We start from the raw sequence: 17970 nt of genomic DNA on the forward strand, positions 1-17970 counted from the left end.
CCGTGTCTGTTAAGACAGCGAGGATACAGACAGTCACCGGTAACCGTGATACGCCCGACTATTCGATCAGCCGGGCGATGAGGTTAGCCTTTGCCTTTCAACACTTGCTTAATGCGCATTTGTGTTTCTTCGGTTTGCAACAACTCGGAAAACGCGTCCATTTCTGCTTTGACCGCTGCATTGACCCGCTGGCGATGATTCTCCTGGCGCCCCAATTGTTTGATCGCGCGCAGTGATGCTTGCGAGTTCTGCAGTAAGGCTTTGGCCGCACTAACGGCGTGCTCCAATGCGCTGCCGTCGTCGACAGCGGCGTTGATAAAGCCCCAGTTAACAGCTTCTTCTGCGCTAAAGAAGCGGCCGGTAAGCAATAAGTCCGCTGCCGCTTTGGCACCGATGGCTTCTTTCAGCAATACCGATGAACCACCCTCTGCAGCCACACCAATTTTACTAAATGGCAAGCTGTAGCGAATACTGCGACCGGCAAAAGCCAGGTCCGCATGCAGTAATAAGTTGGCGCCAATACCAACGGCGACGCCTTCTTGCGCCAATATCAATGGCTTTTGCATGGCGGCCAACGTATCAAAAATACCCGCTACGCCTTGTTGCACACCGGCTAAATCGCCACCGGGTAATAAATCGCTCAGGTCGTTGCCGGCGCAGAATTTACCGGCTGCACCGGTCAGAATAATCACGCTGACATCAGCGCGCTGCTCGCAGTCTTGCAAACACGCAATAATGTCTTTGTAGGTCTGCACTCGAATGGCGTTAAACACATCGGGGCGGTTTAAGGTAATGGTGGCAATGCTATCGCCAACATCGCATAAAATATCTTGGTACATGAATAGGCCTCAACTAAAAGCCGGATCATGGCAAACTGTTTCCAGCTCAGCAATATCCAATGATGACAGCTGAATATCTTCAGGGCATAAAAAAGCCCGGCTAAGCCGGGCAAAAAATGGAGGTCATGCGCTAGTGGTCTTGCGCGGCTCCCGCGCCTTTCGGGAAGCGGATGTCTTCGACCATATGACGGATCTCATCCGGCACAGGCTTGGTCATCTTGGTCACGATAAAGGCGGTGGCAAAGTTCAGCAGTGCACCGATGGCACCAAAGGCCTCGGGTGCGACGCCGAGGAACCAGCTGTCCGGCGTGTTGGGCAACATGTTGGTGCCTTGCACGAAGAACCAGCCTTTGTAGGTGAAGATGTACAGCAAGGTAGAGGTTAAACCCACCAACATGCCTGTCACCGCACCGGTGTTGTTCACCCGCGAGCTAAAGATGCCCATCATTAACACTGGGAATATCGAGGATGCGGCCAGTCCGAAGGCTAATGCCACCACCTGGGCCGCAAAGCCTGGCGGATTCAGGCCAAGATAGCCAGCCACTAAGATGGCGCCCGCCATGGCAATCCGTGCCGACAGCAGTTCTTGCTTCTCGGTGATGTGCGGCATAAAGGTGCTTTTCAGCAAGTCGTGCGAAATGGCTGAGGAAATTGCGATCAACAAGCCTGCCGCCGTCGACAGTGCGGCGGCCAAACCACCAGCGGCCACCAGTGCGATCACCCAGTTCGGTAGCTTGGCAATTTCTGGGTTGGCCAGCACCATGATGTCACGGTCGACTTTCACCATTTCATTGCCTTTCCAACCGAACTCCTGCTCGGCCATAGCAGCAAACTCAGGGTTTTTGTCGTTGTAGTACTGAATACGGCCGTCACCATTTTTGTCTTCAAATTCCAGCAGGCCAGTGGTTTCCCAGTTTTTAAACCAGTCCGGACGCTCGTCATACACCAGGTTGCCCTGTGGGTCACCGACAGCGAAGGCTGGGTCTTGAATGGTATTAGTCAGATTCAAGCGCGCCATAGAACCGACAGCCGGTGCTGTGGTGTATAGAATGGCGATAAACAGCAGCGCCCAGCCAGCGGACGTACGGGCATCAGACACTTTGGGTACGGTGAAAAAGCGAATAATAACGTGTGGCAGACCGGCCGTTCCCATCATTAGCGACAAGGTGTACATCAGCATGTTAAAGGTGCCGCCTTTTTGTGCGGTGTACTCAGCAAATCCGAGCGCGACCAATGTTTGGTCGAGTTTTATCAGTAGTGGAGTACCATCGGCGGTGTCGCTCAGCAGCCCCAGTTGTGGTAGAGGGTTTCCAGTCAAATTAAGTGAGATAAATACCGCAGGCACTGTGTACGCAAAAATCAACACGCAGTACTGAGCGATCTGGGTGTAGGTAACGCCTTTCATGCCACCCAACACGGCATAAAAGAAAACAATACCCATGCCAGCGTACAGACCAGTAGCGTAATCGACATCGAGGAAGCGCGAGAAGGCCACGCCAATGCCTTTCATCTGCCCGATCACATACGTCAGTGAGGCAACGATTAGACAGATAACGGCGACGATACGAGCCGAACGTGAATAGTAGCGATCACCGATAAAATCGGGCACGGTGAATTTGCCAAATTTACGCAAATAAGGCGCTAAACACAGAGCCAATAATACGTAACCGCCGGTCCAGCCCATTAAAAAAATGGACGCGTCGTAGCCGCGAAATGCGATCAAGCCAGCCATGCCAATAAACGAGGCAGCAGACATCCAGTCGGCGGCGGTGGCCATACCATTGGCAACCGGATGCACACCGCGGCCCGCAGCGTAATATTCGCCCGTGGTACCAGCGCGCGCCCAAACCGCAATGCTCATATACAAGGCAAACGTGGCGCCGACAATCAGGTAGGTGAGTGTTTGCAGATCCATGGTCTTCTCCTCAATTAATCGTCATCAACGCCGAACTCACGGTCCAGCTGGCGCATTTTTTTGGCGTAGAAGAACACCAGAGCAAGAAATACATAGATGGATCCATTCTGGGCAAACCAGAATCCCAAACCGACGCCACCGATGGGAATGGCGTCGAGCGCTGGACGTAGCAAAATGCCAAAGCCATAAGACACCAGTGCCCAAATGGCCAGTAGCGTCAGCATGAGATTAATATTTTTGCGCCAGTAGGCACTTCGATCATCGTCAGACTTAAAAGCCATAACCCCTCCTGATTTTATTAGATGCATTTTCAAGCTAGGTGAGTCACGGCCACTAAAGAAGATAGACCTTGGTATTAGCTTGTTAGAATCATCCAAAAAAACTCGGGAAATGCTTAATAAACAACGAGTTAGGCATGGTTCGGGAGCGTTACCTTTTTACCCGTCACGACCTTGGTAGTAGAAGAGGCATGATGGTTTTGCAGGTCATAGACGCTGAACTGGATAAACTGCCTATTGCTAAAAGGTGGATGTTGCTGACCGCTTAGTGCGGTTCGATGATGAGAAAATATAACACCGAAGTGTGTTGGGTGCATAAATGACGGTAATGTCTGGAAAATGTGGCGAGCTAAAAGGGAAGTGAGTGCAAGGTAAAGCTAGTTCAAAGCCAGGAAGCCCGCTGCGGGCTTCCCAGGGACTGTCTCGTTAGCGCTTATCGTTCAGCAAAATGGCCGACAAGCCAGAACCGTTGCCGACGGCTATGGCAGTGCTGATGCTACCGGCACTTATGGCAATGGCATCCGTACCAGGAATCGCTGGTGCGGTGGTGCCATCGGCGGCAATGTCGACTGTGTAGGTGCCCGCTGGCAGTGCGGTGTAGCCGGTGTCCTGACCGAGGGTTACGTCAGCAAAGGTTGGCTCAGCTGGCTGTGCCATGCCCTGGCCGTAGACATAAATATCCACCGGGTCGGCCGCTGCAGCTGAGGACGCATGAACCAGACGAATATCGCCGTCGGTGCTGGAGGCATTCATGCGTTTATCCATCAGCGTAATCAAGCGCGCTTGCGCCAAAGCGCCGGTATCGCCAGCGGCAATGACGGTATAAGACTCACCACGCTCCAGCATTAAGGTGCCGGACAGGTTGCTAAAGGCATCCTGCAAGGTGCTGTCGGCGCCAGTGATTGCCACGTCCAAGTTTCCTGCAGCCACTTTGACGTAGCCATCGGTGGTATTGGTAAAGGAGAAATCATCCAGCAACTTATTGCCGCCCGCGTAAATATCGACATCGGCCGCATCGACGGCATGCACGATGCGTACTTCGGCGCTGTTATCCAGTACCGGGGTGACACTGCTGGACCAAGCCAATAACGTCACCGGGGAGGCGCCTTTCATGCTGGCCACAGCCACGGCCGTGACATCGGTAGAGATGGCTAGGCTGCCAGAATCGTAGACCACATCGCTGGCGCCAGCGCCGGTCAGGCGTACTTGGTAATCGCCGCTGGCGATCTCAGCTAAAGAGGCATTGGCGTCAAAGGGCACCGCACTCAGCGTCGCTTGTCCCAGGTCGGCTCCGGCAGCAGTCACATAGACGTCAACCGCTCCGGCAGCAGGGGCAGCGTGTACCACGGTGACATCTGTGGTGCCATTGTTAAAGCGGCTGGTGTCATCCAGCACTTCCAGCTCCAAACTGGCCACCTGATTTTGCGCGATTACCGAGTAGCGACCATTTTCTGCCAAGGTCAGGCTGGCTTGCAGTGCGATGGTATCGGTGCCAGCGACTCGCAGTGCGACATCACGGGGGCCCGCGTTGACACGCAGGTAATCCGAGCCCTGCTGAAAGCTGACATTTTCCAATACCGCTTTGCCGTCGATTAACACATCGACGGCCGGCGCATCGGCGGATGCGTGCAGCACACGTACGTACGAGTAATCTTTGTCGTCGTCGTCACTGCCGCAGGCTACCAAACCAAGGGAGACCGCGGACACGGCGATAAGCTGAGATACTTTCATCATGTATAACCTCCAGTTGGCCTGTACGGGATTGTGTTGTTGTGTACAGGCGTTGAGTAGATATATTGTTGTACAAAAGGTTCACAAGGTTGTGCATTATTTTAGATATTTGTAGATATTGTCCTATTTGGCAGGCATCCCAGTGCGGTCTCACCTAGTTGGAGCTGACTGGACAGCGACCAGCACCTTTATATAATCGGCGGTGCCCCAGTTGGGGTGGCATAACCACAATAACAAGCTCATCACTGAGGGATTCGCCATGCTTCGTTCTGCCGTTTTTTCTATTGCCGCACTGTCCGCGTTTGTTTTTTCTGCTGCTATACAGGCCGACCCGGCAGAAGGGCGATGGGTAACCATCGATGACGAGGATGGCAGCCAAGCCAGCGTGGTCGAGATACGCATCACTGAGCAGGGACTGCTGCAAGGCACCATCGTTGAGTTATTGCGCGAAGACGACCGTGGCAAGACGTGTGAAAAATGCCCGGATGATTTCAAAGATCAGCCGATCGAAGGTCTGACCTTTATGTGGGACCTGGAAAATGACGGTGAAGGGCAGTGGCGTAGTGGCCGCATTCTCGATCCAAAATCGGGCAGCATATATAAGTCGAAGCTGGATGTGTCCGAGGACGGCCAGTCTCTTGAAGTGCGAGGTTACATCGGCGTGTCTTGGCTGGGCCGCAGCCAGCAATGGTTACGCTATCAACCTGAAGGGGTTGCTACAACAAACTGATGCGCTGGGTTCCCAGGGTTGAGGTCGTGGGTTGGGTTCGTGTGGCTTTTGACAAGTGAAGGTGCATGATCCCGCTATCCAGTGTGCCATGCAGTGGTGACTATTGAAGGGGGGGGCGCCGCTGGAGGAAGGGCGCCGCTGCTTGCATCAATCTTCATGTTAAGATACTTTGCCTGCTGTATTGATACTCTTCCTGATAAGCCTTTAAAGGGACTTAATAATGAATAAAGCGTTAATCTGGCTGGCTTGTGCGGCGGCGTTGACTGCCTGCGGCGGATCATCTGGTGGCTCATCAAATGATTCATCAGCAACTGGCACCATTCCTGCCGAGACCCGCAGTGATGTCGATGGTGACTGGAACGTGGCCATGAACGACCCGGGTGGATTTGATGAGTATTGGCTGAGTATCAATAGTGGCCAAACAACGGCCCGGTTGTACACCTTGGATTACGACAACGGCTGCTTTTATCAGGATGATTATCAGCTTGCTGAGAGCGGCCAGTCGCGCTGGACCCTAAGCAAAGATGGCATCGCAATTCAGCTATTAAATGATAATGGTGCGCTGGCACTGCAAACACCCGCCGGTAAATACGGCTTATCACGTTTAAGCAGCCCGATTTCGCTGGCGGCCTACAGCACTTGTTCGGATGCTACTAATCCAACACCAGAGCCGACACCGGAGCAGCCATCAGAAAACGGTGTCGCGCTATCCGACTTGAGCGGAGTGTGGCAGCTAGGCAGCGAGCAGGCGTTTGTGAGCATTCAGGCATCGGGCAGTTATGATCATTATCAATGGCAGGATACCAATGCCTGTTACGTGCTGAGCGAGGGGCGGATTCAGAAAACCGGCTCTGCCAGCTTTATGGTGGATACTCAAAGCCAGGGGCAGTTGAGCATGACGGTGGCGAAAGACGGTGAAGTCTGGCGTTATCAATCGGATCGATTTAGTGGTGTGCTGAAGGCAGCGAGTATTCGCGCATCTGAACTGAATAATGTGTGTGTAACTGCCCCCATTCCTGAACTGCCCAGCTTGGCCAGTCGAGATACGACCTTTAGCTGGGACGATTTACTGACCATCTATGGTGTGTGGGAGTCGCACAGTTTCGGAAGCCTATCGGCCATTTATTATTTTCATTCACCGCGAGCTGTGAGGCCATTTTATCGTAATGAACAAGGATGCTTCGAGGAAGATCGTGAGTATCTCTTAGTTTCAGAAGGTGATGGCTGGTTCCACTTAAGCCTTGGCGGCCATGTGAGCGATAACTTTTATGGCTTTAATCGCGTAAGCGATAGTGAGTTGTCTCTGTTTAAGCATTATACAGATTTACAGCGCACTACTAGCCATAACTTGACGGCTTCTTCCATTACCTCTGACCAACTGTGGAATGGATATTGTCTGCAGTAAATTACTGCCGCCCAGTGCTGAGCACAGGGCGGCAATGCCTTAGAGCGTTAACAAATACTGCACTAAATCATCTATATCACTGCCCGGTTGCGCACACCAAGGATGCGGTGCTGCAGGCATGCCAATTGGCGTTGCTGTGCCCATTTCATCTGGGCCATATTCGCTGCGCATTTTCTGGTAGTCCCAATAATAATGCTGATCATCCCAGGGCACTTCGACAAAATATTTGTGCCGCTCGATAAAGCGGTTGCGCTGATAGCCTTTGTCGAGCTTGGTGATATAGCTCGACTTAGGCACGCGGAAAACATCGCCTTTGCGATTTAAATCCGGGTGAGTCGCTATATGATCCGGGCCACCCAGTTCAGGGCGGACTGGAGGGTGCAAGGTATAGTACTGGTTGTACAACTCACTGCCGGGTTGGCAACGCTCGGCCGCTACCAAGTCTTCGAGGTTGCGCACATGGCCGTCGGACAGCAGGCCGCGATGCTGAGTCCAGTACAAGTCACGCAAGAAGGTGACGCGCACCGACTGGGTTTCTTTTTGGTAGATAGTGGGAGTAAAGAAGCGTCCTACTTCATCCAGGCGCAGCATTTGCTCATTGGTATGAGCGCCCAGTTGATCGCTATGGCAGCTGCCGCAGTCCCGATCAAAGATGGCCTGACCGCGTTCAATGGCGGCGGCGACGCCGGGGTAGTTCTGCCAGCCGGCTTGCACAAACTGACCTTCGCTTAACGACGGCTCCGTCGTTTGCTGGGCCAGTTTATTGTTGGCTTTAAGCCAGCGATACAAGCCGACGTTGCGTAAATCATCGTCGTTTTGGTCGAGGGTGGTCATATAGGCCGTTAGCGCTTCTAGCCACTCTTTTTTCATCGCTCCCTGAGCACCATCGGGTTCTTCGGAGTGAATATAAGAGCCTTCAAAACCGACGTAGGATTCGGTGTGCGACAGCGAGCGGCGAATGGCCATATAGTTAGTAACGTTAGGGATCGCGATGGGTGAGAACTGGTAATCATTGTCGGTATGGCTGCCTTCACCATTGACGCGCACAACATTGTGCTCACCGGCCCCCGCGGGGATGTGATACAGCAACATGTCTTTGGCCACCAGTTTATTGCCGGGTGACCAAGTCGGCCCTTCTTCTAGGCCATATATGCCGTCGAACTTGTCGACCAAGGTTTGCAGCACCGTCCACTTCATGCTCCAGCGCGGATTGGGCAAGCCGGGAATGACCTTGGTGATGTGCTCGTTTGGAGCGGGGGAGTAACTGACGCGATAGCCATGGCAAGAAGCGCAGTTAAAGCCAATCCATTCGCCTTTGCCTTTATAGGGCTCATTGGCTTCAGCGTAGCGATAGCCGACCCAGCCAGAATCTCGGGTATTACCTTTAAACAGTGCCGGTTGCTTGGTTAATAAGCCAGGAATTGGGGTTGGCATGGGGTATTCGGGAAAATACACATCGTCCATGGCAGCATCGGGCACCTGGCCGCGCACGCTCGGATAGGCGCCAAACAGTTTTAATGGGTCGGCTTTGCCGCCGCCGATGGGGTCGTTGGCGCGATAGCCAAAGATGGCATCCCAATCGAGATTGCGCACACTGTGGGCGACACCAATGTTGTAATCATACGACCAGAATACCTTTTCACCTTTGGCAGCCAGTGCCGCAAAGTCCGGGTTGTCGACGTTGACTTCTATAGGACTCGTGGCCTGACTTTGGCTCAGGGTGGAGACCACATCGCAGTTGTGCTCAAAGCCGTCATCGATAATGCGTGAGGTTTGCGCATCAATCACATTATGAGCCGTGCCGGGTTTCAGTAGTGATTCGTTATAGCTGGTGCGCTTTTGCACTTGCACGATCAGTGGCCCTGAACTGGCATGATCGGGCACACGAAACTCAATGCGCTCATCGCTCCAGCTGAGAATGTTTTTATCCCAGCGGTCGACCACCTCGGGCAGTTCAAAGTTGACCTGATCTTTGAGCGCCAGTTCTTGCTTAAACATGCGCAAATCGGTTTCCAATATGCGGGTATTACCCAGCATGATCTTGCTGAAGTCGATGTCTGGCCCTTGTCCAAACCCATGACCCACCAGACGAATACGGTCGCCAGGCTGCAGTATTGGCTGGTTTGGGCTTAGCGCTGTCCAACGTAGGTCATCGTTGATCCACAGTTGATCGATGCGAGGCGCGGGGAACACCGCTGCCGACAGGCGCCTCTGTTGTTCGCGCTGGTCATCAAAAGCGCAGATGTCTTCTTGGTGAGGAAACTCGCCAGGCAGTTCAAGAACGCAGGCCGACATGGCCAGCGTTGTGCACAACAAGGCGGTGCGATACGCAGGTGAGAAAGTTATGGTCATGATCCATCGTCCTTAATACGGTTTATGGCTGCGACGAGGCAGTGGCGCCAGAATAGGGCGAGCGCTTGAGGAACGATGTGCGATTTGTGCAAGCAGCATTTGCATATCACCGGCACGCATTGACCTGTTTATTTGGTAGCCGCTGTCGGCAATGACCAAATAATGACGCATAGGGTATTAATACTTATTGTTATTGGTGGTATTACCGTATCGACGCTTATGGATGGGTAAATCCTGATGGTGAGTGATGATATATCGAGTGAAGTTGCTTATTCCTTAATCAGTGAATACAGCTGTTCCAATTTGTATATTTTGTCACTGCAGTGGGAGATAGGCAGGCGAAAAATAATATACTGATATTTTTTGATCGACCGTAATTAATTCGGATTAGAGTGGATTTATTAACATCTTGTAACGGAATGGCGCTACTGGTGTCGGTCAAATAAGACAAAACCAAGAAAAAGAAGCGAATCTTCAAGAAAAACAGTAAGATGCGCGCTGCTCTCAGGTAGGTAAATTTGCGGCAGTTATTTGACAAACCGCTAGTGTTCCTGTCATAAAACTGCAGCGTTTCTGTCACGTAACAGACTTGTAACATAACTACCTTACCCTGCGCGGGTTTATTTGGGGCCTGGTAACAGGCAAAAGAAGATTGATACGGGTAACAACTATGCCGATGCAACTGCGAACTCGTAATATTCTGGCGGCTGCAGTGATCACTGCCGGAGTAGCGTTCGGTGCGCAAGCCAATACAGTCGACAAAGCACTGGAAGATGGCGCTAAGCGAGTCACTAAGGCTCAGCAATCACAGCAGAAGATCGATTCAGTCGACGGTAAAATTCGTGCTGCTGAGCGTGAATATCGCGGTCTGGTAAAAGAGATCGAAGGCCTGAATGTTTACATCAGTCAGCTGGATAAGCAGCTGAACAGTCAAGAACGCGAACTGGCTGATATCGAGGCCAGCATCAAACAAGTAACACTGGTGGAACGCCAGATTACTCCTTTGATGCTGAAGATGATCAATGCCATCGACCAGTTTGTGGACGCCGATGTTCCTTTCCTGGAAGACGAGCGTAAGCAACGTGTTAATGGCCTGAATGACCTGATGGGTCGCTCTGACGTTAGCGTTGCCGAGAAATACCGTAAGGTAATGGAAGCCTATCAGGCAGAAGTTAACTACGGCCGTACCATTGAATCTTACCGTGGCACATTGGAAGCCAATGGCGAAGCGCGTGAGGTGGACTTCCTGCGTGTGGGTCGTGTTGCCCTCATGTATCAATCACTGGACGGTAAAGAGTTGGGCGTGTGGAACAACACCGTGCGCGAATGGCAGCCTCTGGATGCAGCGTATAAGAGCCGTGTTATGGCTGGTATTCGTATCGCACGTGAACAAGCAGCACCTGACCTGATCAAGGTGCCGGTTGCAGCGCCACAGGAGTCCAACTAATGAAAATTAAAGCGCTATTTGTAGCAGCGGCGCTGACGCTGGCCGCTCCGTTTACCCAAGCTCAAGAATCGTTGAGCGTCGATGACCTGCTGAAACTGGTGAAAGATGGCCAGGTACAGGACAACCGTGCTTTCCAAGAGCGTTTGCGTCGCTTTAACAGCTCTAAAGCTGAGCAGGAAAACCTGGTTAACCAAGCCAAGAATGACCGTGCTCGTCTGGAGCAAGAAAGCTCAAACAAAGAGCAACAGTTCCAAGACAACGAAACCAAAATTGCCGAAGCGCAAGAGCGACTGACTGACCGCATGGGTAGCTTGAAAGAGCTGTTCGGTGTGCTGCAGCAAGTGGCTGGTGACACCAAAGCGGTATTCCAGGGTTCTGTGATCAGTTCCCAAATGCCAGGTCGCGACCAGTTCCTGACCGACCTGATCGCTGTGGCGGGTTCTTCTTCTAAGTTGCCGTCGATCGAGCAGCTGGAGCGTCTGTGGTATGAAATGCAGGCAGAAGCAACTTACTCAGGTCACATTGCTCAGTACCAAGCGCCAGTTGTACTGCCAAGCGGTGACACGGTAGAAAAAACCGTCACTCGCATCGGTGGCTTCAACGTTGTCTCTGAAGGCAAATACCTGGATTGGGACCTGCAAACGGGTCGTCTGGTCGAGCTGGATAAGCAGCCTGGCGGTCGTTACAACGGTCCTGCTGCAGAGCTGGAGAGCGCTTCTGGTGTGGCTCTGACCGGTTTCTGGATCGATCCATCGCGTGGTCAGCTGCTGAAAATTATGGGTCAGTCACCTGAGCTGGGCGACCGCGTTGACCAAGGTGGTGTCGTTGGTTACATCATTATCGCCTTGGCCGTTGTCGGTATCCTGCTGGCGATCTGGCGTATGTTGGTGCTGCAAGTTGAGCGCGCCAAAGTCTACAAGCAAATGAAGTCTGACGTGGCCGATGAGAAGAACTCTCTGGGTCGTGTGATGGCGGTCTTCAATGCCAACAAGCACGCCGACACCGAAACACTGGAGCTGCACTTGGGCGAAGCCATTGCTGCTGAAATCCCACGTCTGACGCGCGCCATTGGTTGGATCAAAATCATCTCTGTGGTGGCTCCACTGCTGGGTCTGTTGGGTACGGTCACCGGTATGATCGACGTGTTTGAAACCATGTCTCTGTTCGGTACCGGCGATCCTAAGTTGATGGCAGGTGGTATTTCGCAGGCGCTGGTCACCACGGTTCTGGGTCTGGTTGCGGCTATTCCTTGTGTGTTCTTGCATACTCTGGCGTACAACCGCTCGCGCGAACTGATGATGATTCTGGAAGAGCGCGCCACCGGTATCCTGGCTCGCCAGGCCGAGCAACAGTCTAAAGCGGCGTAAACACTATGTTCGTTGAATTGTACGAGCCGGTTTACTTGTTCATGGAGCGTGGCGGAGACGTTCTATACGGTATTCTCGGATTGATATTCGTCCTGTGGCTGCTGGTCCTGGAGCGGGTTGCGTACTTCACGTTTGTACATAAGCGGTCTGTAAAGACCGCGGTACAAGAGTGGGAAGCTCGCTCAGAGCGTCGCTCTTGGCACGCCCATCAGGTCCGTCAGGATCTGATCGGCAAGCTGGAGCACGATCTGGTAGCCAATATGACCACGATCAAAATGGTAATTGGTATGGCTCCGCTGTTTGGTCTGCTGGGAACAGTGACCGGCATGATTGAGGTGTTCGATGTGATGGCATTTATCGGTAACGGTAGTCCTAAAGCTATGGCCTCGGGTATCTCTAAAGCCACCATACCGACGATGGCCGGCATGGTTGGTGCTCTGACTGGTGTGTTTGCCCAGTCTCTCCTTGAGCGCTACATCAACCGTGAAAAAATTCATCTGGAAGATCAATTAACATTTGATCACTGAGTGAGACAGAGTTATGAGACGTGGTTTTTCTAACCTGACGGCGTCCGAAGAGGAAGGCCAAATCGACATCACCCCGATGCTGGACGTGGTGTTTATCATGCTGATCTTCTTTATCGTGACAGCGTCATTCGTTAAAGAGTCTGGCATCGAGGTGAACCGCCCGGATGCCAACACTGCACAATCTAAACCACGCGCGAACATCCTGATTGCGATCAACGACATGAACGAGATCTGGATTGACAAGCGCCGTGTAGAAGAAAGTCAGGTACGCGCCAATATTGAGCGCATGCACGCTGAAAACCCACAGGGTACTGTGGTGATTCAGGCTGACGAAGAAGCAAAAACCAAAATCCTGGTCGCTGTTATGGATGCTGCGCGAGCTGCAGGTGTCTATGACGTATCCCTGGCAACAGAGAGGTAATCATGCAATCTGCCTTTGTACGCTTTGGCGCTTCGTTGGCCATCGCTGCGGTTGCAACCTTTGCTGTATTCTGGGTAATGCAGAGCCTCATTAGCAGTGGCGGCTCTGTTTTAAACGAACAGGATTACGGGCGCATCGAGAGCTTTGTTATGCAAAAGCCCGATGACGAGGTGCAAACCAAAGAGCGTAAGCCAAAGAAACCGCCGACTCCTCCGCAGGAGCCGCCAAAGCCCGACATGCCTAAGCCCGATTTGGCCAAAGCATCGACCGACGGCTTTGATGTGGGTGGCTTTGATATTGGTGCAGACTTGAACGTCGACGCAGGCTTGGGTGGTGTGAACACCAGCGATGGCGAGTATTTGCCGATCGTGAAAGTGGCACCTAACTATCCGCGTCGTGCAGCGCAGCGTGGCATTGAAGGCTACGTGGTGGTGGAGTTCACCGTGACCAAGTTGGGCACAGTGTCGAACCCACGCGTGATCGAAGCTGAACCAAAAGGTATTTTTGACCGTGCAGCTTTGAAAGCGGCGGCCAAGTTTAAATACAAACCCAAGGTGGTCGATGGTCAGCCCATCGAAGTGCCGGGTGTGCGTAACATCATTCGATTTGAGCTGGATAAAGGCTAGGAGGTAATCATGAAAGCATTAGTGGCCGTTGTCGCCGCAGGTATGGTTTCTTGTTCCATGCTGGCCTTCACGCCAACCAGTGCCATTGCTGTAGAGCAGTCGGCATCGGAAAAGAGCAGTGCGACCAAAAACAAGCGTGTTAAACGTGCGCAGACCATGCGCGAGCAAGTGTTTAAGCGCTTGGAAGTGGCGCGCGATCTGGCCGATAAGAACCAGTACGCCGAAGCCTTAGAAGAGCTGGAAAGCTTGGAGCGTATGCGTCGCAATTCATACGAAAAAGCGATGACCTACAACATGGTGGCGTATGTTCACTTTAATCAGGAAGATTATCCCGGTGCGATCAAAGCTTATGAGCAGCTGATTGCCATCGATAACATTCCTGAAAGTCTTGAGCAAAACACCCTGTACAGCCTGGCCAAGCTTTATCTGATTGGTGAAGACTACAAAAAGGCGCTGGGCCCGTTAAACCGTTGGTTCGGTTTGGTGGAAAAGCCAAGCGCTGAGGCGTACGTACTGCGCGCGCAAATCTATTTCCAGCTGGAGCAATTTAAGAAGGCGTTGCCTGACATCAAAGTTGCGATCAGCGAGGAAAAAGCCAAAGGCAAAAAGCCACGTGAAAACTGGTTGATGCTGGAGCGTGCGATTTATTACCAAAACCGTGACTTTGTCAGCTTGGCGCGCTGCTTACAGGATCTGGCCACTTACTATCCTAAAGGGCAGTACTGGATGCAGCTGTCGGCGGTGTACAGCGAGCTGGGCAAGCCGATGAAAGAACTGTCGACGCTGGAAACAGCTTACGACAAAGGCTTGTTGGATAAGGAAAATCAGCTGATCAGCTTGGTGCAAGCCTTGCTGTCGCAAGAAGTTCCTTATAAGGCGGCACGCATCTTGTCGAAAGGCATGAAAGACGGCCAGATCGAAGACAATGCACGTAACCTGTCAATGCTGGGCGATGCCTGGATGTTGGCAAAAGAGTACGACAAAGCCATTGTGGTGATGGCCAAGGCAGCTAAGGCCTCGGGTAAGGGCGACGACTACTTTAAGTTGGCCCAGATCCACACCGAGCGTCAGGAATGGAAGCAAGCGCTGACCAACGTCGATAATGCTCTGAAAGACAATAAAGTTAAAAACCGTGACAGCGTGCGAACGCTGAAAGGGTTGGTGTTGTTCAACATGGACAATCTCGAAGCGGCGGAAAAGGTATTCGTCAGCTTGAAAAAAGATCGTCCGGAAGATCGCATGGCGGCACAGTGGCTCACCTACATTCAGGGTGAGAAGCAGCGTCGCGCCTACATGGCTGAGGTGCAATAAGCCCTGCCATGTGTCGGGGCGAGGCCTCTCGCTCTGAGCATGCTTGTTTGAACAGCTAAGAAACCTCGTATGGTGCACGCCATGCGGGGTTTTTTTATGCAGATAGTGTTTGATTGAAGGTGGTGTATGGGTTTTAAGGCAATTGATAAAGCATCGTACCAACAGCGTGTATCGCGCTTGCAGTGGGCTCTGATTGCGGCACTGTTGCTGATCGGGCTGAGTTTATCCGAGCTGTATCATCAGCTGTGGGGGCACGACTCTGGTTTGTGGCTGAACTTTGCCGCGGTTGTCTCCGCGCTGGCGTTGGTGTCCATCGCGCTGTATCTGTTGCGCGACCGCCCGTGGATGGAAGACATTCGTTACGTGCTGCGCTTGAAAAGTGAGCTCAATCGTATTTATCGCAGCAGCCGGGCGTTGGAAGAAGCGCTGCAGCGCGATGACGAGACAGCGATTCGTATTCGCTATTACAGCTTGCACGGTTCCTATTACCTGTATCAGTTGGAAAACAATACCCTCACGCTGGAGGAGTTAAGCGAGCAGATACAGCAGCTGGATGAACAAATAGCGTGCCTTGGTCTGCAGGTCAGCGTCGACGATTACCACGCAGGTCTGTTGAAGGCGCTGTAGCTCTGCTTGGGTGCGTGTGTTCGTCAAGTTATGTAGAATACTGAGCCCAAAGTTTCTGGCAGAGCAAGTAGCGTCATGATGAAGTACGTTTCTACCCGCGGTAACGCCCCTGAGCTGAGTTTTGAGGATGTGTTGCTGACCGGCCTGGCCGCCGATGGTGGCTTATATGTGCCTAAGCACGTTCCGCATTTCAGTTTGGAAGAAATCGAATCTTGGCGAGATCTGCCGTACACCGAACTCGCACATAAGGTGATTTATCCCTATGTCGAGGGTTCCATCGAGGCGGACGCTCTGCAACGCATGATCGACGAGGCCTACTCGGTGTTTGGGCACTCGGCCATCGCACCGTTGCAGCAGCTGGATCACAACGAGTACGTGTTGGAGCTGTTCCACGGCCCGACGCTGGCGTTTAAAGACTTTGCGTTGCAGCTGCTGGGGCGACTGCTCGACCACGTGTTAGAAAGGCGCAACGAAAAAGTCGTCATTATGGGTGCGACTTCGGGCGATACCGGCTCGGCTGCCATTGAGGGCACCAAAGCCTGTAACAACGTCGATATCTTTATTCTGCACCCGCATGGCAAAGTGTCCGATGTACAGCGTCGCCAAATGACCACCGTGCAGGGCGACAACATCCATAACATCGCCATTGAAGGCAACTTTGACCAAGCACAAGACATGGTCAAGGCCAGCTTCCGCGATCAGCAATTCCTACAGGGCGAGCGCAAGTTGGTAGCGGTGAACAGCATCAACTGGGCCCGCATCATGGCGCAAATCGTGTACTACTTCTACGCCAGCCTAAACCTGGGTGGGCCGCTGCGTTCGATGGCGTTTTCCGTACCGACGGGTAACTTCGGTGATATTTTTGCTGGCTATATGGCGCGCAAAATGGGTCTGCCGATCGAGCAGCTGGTGATTGCCACCAACAGCAACGATGTCTTGCACCGTTTGATGAGCAGTAACCTGTACGAAGTGAAGCCGCTGCAGCATACGATCACGCCGTCGATGGACATTGCCGTGTCCAGTAACTTTGAGCGCCTGTTGTTCGATTTGTACGATCATAACGGTGAGGCGATGGCCTCACTGATGGAGCAAATGAATCAGCGTGATCAAGCAGTTGAGCTGGACGGCGATCGTTTGGCTAAGGCGCGAGAAGTGTTCGACAGCTATGCCGTCGACGAATCGCTGACGGTCAAAACGATTCAATCGGTGTTTGCCGACACCGGTTATTTGCTTGATCCGCACACCGCGGTGGGCGTCGAAGCTGCGCGTCAGACGCGCCGCAATCAGCGCATTCCGATGATCACTCTGGGCACGGCGCACCCGGTGAAATTTGAGCAGGCCATCCAGCAAGCGGGTTTCCCAACTCCGCCATTGCCGCATCATTTAGCGGATTTGATGGAACGCGAAGAACGTGTGACCGTGTTGCCTGCCGAGTTAGATACTGTGCAGCAGTTTATCGCCGATACCGTGCTGTAACGCTTCTTGGGCCGCCTTCGCGGCCCATATTATTCTCCAGCAAACCATTGTTATTCGCTGAGTTACTGGGCATACGCCTGTTTGGCGGTGTCACTTTGCTGGTCGATTCATTATCATAAAGTGATATTGACGTCGTCGCTGCGCTGATATTGATCAAGCGCTCATGGCATTAACGCCCTTTTTGCTGTTGGACACACATCGTATGCAATATTTGGATTGGCCAGACTATCGCCAAGGTTGGATTTTCCGTCATCGTGAATTACCTGTGCCAGACAGTGCGATGGCGCGTATTCGACCATTAGCGGCGTCAAGCGCATCGCAGTGGTGGCGCCAGCAAGTCAGCCTTGAAGCCAGTCATGCCAGCCATTTTCTCAGTGACGATTGGCCAGCCCGTAATGGCGTCTGGCAAACAGAGCGGCTGCCTTGGCAGGCGCGTTGGGAGAGTGATGATCATGCGTTGCCCGATGAAATTCTTAACCACTTTCAATGGCAAGATAATACCGTGGTGTATTTCTGCTACGACGTTCACCATGTGGTGGAAACCGATTGGCTGACGTTCAAACAACACTGGAAAAACTTCCTGTTTTTCGACGATGGCCCGCTGCTGATGGGACGTCGCCGCAATGAAGTGGCGCAGTTTTTTAGCGACGGCGATTATGTGCTGGGCAATAAGCCAAGCTAATGCGCTCGCAATAATCTTTTAGAACCCGTTAACGCATTTTAGCTCCTTGCTGCTGGATGCAGTTTTTTCTTGAGTAAGGCGTGTGCTTTAACGGGTCAAATAAGCAACGAATAACGCGACTGAGGGGCAAGCGGACTCCAGCCCTTCAGGGTATGGCTGAAGATCCCTCAGCTGTGTTGCTCATCCTTCATTTAACTCGTTAAACCTCCATCTTTGGGCCTTAATTGATGGGTTTC

The 17970-nt window shown here is 52.5% G+C and carries 16 protein-coding genes; 11 read left to right on the top strand and 5 right to left on the bottom strand.

The genetic code is table 11. The annotated features are described in order from the left end of the window. Positions 1–83 precede the first annotated feature (83 nt). From CHH28_RS11585 to CHH28_RS11600, 4 genes are all read right to left on the bottom strand, one after another. Positions 84–839: an enoyl-CoA hydratase/isomerase family protein gene (locus tag CHH28_RS11585; RefSeq protein WP_094060459.1), complete on the bottom strand. Its 756-nt coding sequence runs from the start codon at positions 837–839 to the stop codon at positions 84–86. 130 nt (positions 840–969) lie between these two features. Continuing rightward, positions 970–2754, bottom strand: a complete 1785-nt coding sequence (locus CHH28_RS11590; RefSeq protein WP_094060460.1) for a sodium:solute symporter family protein — start codon at positions 2752–2754, stop codon at positions 970–972. Positions 2755–2768: 14 nt separating this feature from the next. Beyond that, the gene (locus CHH28_RS11595) at positions 2769–3035 is read right to left on the bottom strand and encodes a DUF4212 domain-containing protein (protein WP_094060461.1); all 267 of its coding nucleotides are present in this window, start codon (positions 3033–3035) and stop codon (positions 2769–2771) included. Positions 3036–3458: 423 nt separating this feature from the next. After that, positions 3459–4766 (bottom strand): DUF4397 domain-containing protein, encoded by a 1308-nt coding sequence (locus CHH28_RS11600; protein ID WP_094060462.1) that lies wholly within the window; start codon positions 4764–4766, stop codon positions 3459–3461. Positions 4767–5022: 256 nt separating this feature from the next. Here CHH28_RS11600 and CHH28_RS11605 point away from each other — a divergent pair, with 256 nt between their 5' ends. Beyond that, positions 5023–5493 (top strand): DUF2147 domain-containing protein, encoded by a 471-nt coding sequence (locus CHH28_RS11605; RefSeq protein WP_094060463.1) that lies wholly within the window; start codon positions 5023–5025, stop codon positions 5491–5493. A 220-nt stretch (positions 5494–5713) separates the two neighbouring features. Then, positions 5714–6898, top strand: coding sequence for a hypothetical protein (locus tag CHH28_RS11610; protein ID WP_094060464.1), 1185 nt, complete (start codon positions 5714–5716; stop codon positions 6896–6898). Between the two features lie 39 nt (positions 6899–6937). Here CHH28_RS11610 and CHH28_RS11615 read toward each other — a convergent pair whose 3' ends face one another. Beyond that, positions 6938–9250, bottom strand: coding sequence for a hypothetical protein (locus CHH28_RS11615; protein WP_094060465.1), 2313 nt, complete (start codon positions 9248–9250; stop codon positions 6938–6940). Positions 9251–9920: 670 nt separating this feature from the next. Between CHH28_RS11615 and CHH28_RS11620 the strand changes: the two genes are divergently transcribed. The 9 genes from CHH28_RS11620 to CHH28_RS11660 all read left to right on the top strand — a co-directional run bounded on the left by CHH28_RS11620 (position 9921) and on the right by CHH28_RS11660 (position 17734). Further along, the gene (locus CHH28_RS11620; protein ID WP_094060466.1) at positions 9921–10697 is read left to right on the top strand and encodes a DUF3450 domain-containing protein; all 777 of its coding nucleotides are present in this window, start codon (positions 9921–9923) and stop codon (positions 10695–10697) included. Beyond that, entirely contained in the window at positions 10697–12064 is a 1368-nt protein-coding gene (locus tag CHH28_RS11625) for a MotA/TolQ/ExbB proton channel family protein (RefSeq protein ID WP_094060467.1), read from the top strand. Before CHH28_RS11620 ends, CHH28_RS11625 begins: the two co-directional genes overlap by 1 nt. Before the next feature lie 5 nt (positions 12065–12069). After that, on the top strand, positions 12070–12591 hold the full coding sequence (locus CHH28_RS11630) for a MotA/TolQ/ExbB proton channel family protein (protein ID WP_094060468.1): 522 nt from the start codon (positions 12070–12072) through the stop codon (positions 12589–12591). Positions 12592–12604: 13 nt separating this feature from the next. Beyond that, positions 12605–13012 carry an ExbD/TolR family protein gene (locus tag CHH28_RS11635; RefSeq protein ID WP_094060469.1) on the top strand — a complete coding sequence of 136 codons (408 nt, stop codon included), beginning with the start codon at positions 12605–12607 and terminating at the stop codon, positions 13010–13012. Between the two features lie 2 nt (positions 13013–13014). Beyond that, positions 13015–13638 (top strand): energy transducer TonB, encoded by a 624-nt coding sequence (locus CHH28_RS11640; protein WP_094060470.1) that lies wholly within the window; start codon positions 13015–13017, stop codon positions 13636–13638. 9 nt (positions 13639–13647) lie between these two features. Beyond that, positions 13648–14949 (top strand): tetratricopeptide repeat protein, encoded by a 1302-nt coding sequence (locus CHH28_RS11645; protein WP_094060471.1) that lies wholly within the window; start codon positions 13648–13650, stop codon positions 14947–14949. Between the two features lie 126 nt (positions 14950–15075). Further along, entirely contained in the window at positions 15076–15576 is a 501-nt protein-coding gene (locus CHH28_RS11650; protein WP_094060472.1) for a DUF3087 family protein, read from the top strand. A gap of 78 nt (positions 15577–15654) precedes the next feature. Then, positions 15655–17052: a threonine synthase gene (gene thrC / locus CHH28_RS11655; RefSeq protein WP_094062067.1), complete on the top strand. Its 1398-nt coding sequence runs from the start codon at positions 15655–15657 to the stop codon at positions 17050–17052. A gap of 202 nt (positions 17053–17254) precedes the next feature. Further along, on the top strand, positions 17255–17734 hold the full coding sequence (locus tag CHH28_RS11660; RefSeq protein WP_094062068.1) for a DUF2947 domain-containing protein: 480 nt from the start codon (positions 17255–17257) through the stop codon (positions 17732–17734). Positions 17735–17970: the final 236 nt, after the last annotated feature.

Source organism: Bacterioplanes sanyensis (assembly GCF_002237535.1).
GTDB classification, from domain to species: Bacteria; Pseudomonadota; Gammaproteobacteria; order Pseudomonadales; family Oceanobacteraceae; genus Bacterioplanes; species Bacterioplanes sanyensis_A.

What these genes read in the sequence shown, in the direction of transcription:
- CHH28_RS11585 (WP_094060459.1), bottom strand. Translation starts at nt 839, where the DNA reads ATGTACCAAGATATTTTATGCGATGTTGGCGATAGCATTGCCACCATT.
- CHH28_RS11645 (WP_094060471.1), top strand. Translation starts at nt 13,648, where the DNA reads ATGAAAGCATTAGTGGCCGTTGTCGCCGCAGGTATGGTTTCTTGTTCC.
- CHH28_RS11625 (WP_094060467.1), top strand. Translation starts at nt 10,697, where the DNA reads ATGAAAATTAAAGCGCTATTTGTAGCAGCGGCGCTGACGCTGGCCGCT.
- CHH28_RS11630 (WP_094060468.1), top strand. Translation starts at nt 12,070, where the DNA reads ATGTTCGTTGAATTGTACGAGCCGGTTTACTTGTTCATGGAGCGTGGC.
- CHH28_RS11615 (WP_094060465.1), bottom strand. Translation starts at nt 9,250, where the DNA reads ATGACCATAACTTTCTCACCTGCGTATCGCACCGCCTTGTTGTGCACA.
- CHH28_RS11595 (WP_094060461.1), bottom strand. Translation starts at nt 3,035, where the DNA reads ATGGCTTTTAAGTCTGACGATGATCGAAGTGCCTACTGGCGCAAAAAT.
- CHH28_RS11590 (WP_094060460.1), bottom strand. Translation starts at nt 2,754, where the DNA reads ATGGATCTGCAAACACTCACCTACCTGATTGTCGGCGCCACGTTTGCC.
- CHH28_RS11620 (WP_094060466.1), top strand. Translation starts at nt 9,921, where the DNA reads ATGCCGATGCAACTGCGAACTCGTAATATTCTGGCGGCTGCAGTGATC.
- CHH28_RS11635 (WP_094060469.1), top strand. Translation starts at nt 12,605, where the DNA reads ATGAGACGTGGTTTTTCTAACCTGACGGCGTCCGAAGAGGAAGGCCAA.
- CHH28_RS11610 (WP_094060464.1), top strand. Translation starts at nt 5,714, where the DNA reads ATGAATAAAGCGTTAATCTGGCTGGCTTGTGCGGCGGCGTTGACTGCC.
- CHH28_RS11640 (WP_094060470.1), top strand. Translation starts at nt 13,015, where the DNA reads ATGCAATCTGCCTTTGTACGCTTTGGCGCTTCGTTGGCCATCGCTGCG.
- thrC (WP_094062067.1), top strand. Translation starts at nt 15,655, where the DNA reads ATGAAGTACGTTTCTACCCGCGGTAACGCCCCTGAGCTGAGTTTTGAG.
- CHH28_RS11650 (WP_094060472.1), top strand. Translation starts at nt 15,076, where the DNA reads ATGGGTTTTAAGGCAATTGATAAAGCATCGTACCAACAGCGTGTATCG.
- CHH28_RS11600 (WP_094060462.1), bottom strand. Translation starts at nt 4,766, where the DNA reads ATGATGAAAGTATCTCAGCTTATCGCCGTGTCCGCGGTCTCCCTTGGT.
- CHH28_RS11605 (WP_094060463.1), top strand. Translation starts at nt 5,023, where the DNA reads ATGCTTCGTTCTGCCGTTTTTTCTATTGCCGCACTGTCCGCGTTTGTT.
- CHH28_RS11660 (WP_094062068.1), top strand. Translation starts at nt 17,255, where the DNA reads ATGCAATATTTGGATTGGCCAGACTATCGCCAAGGTTGGATTTTCCGT.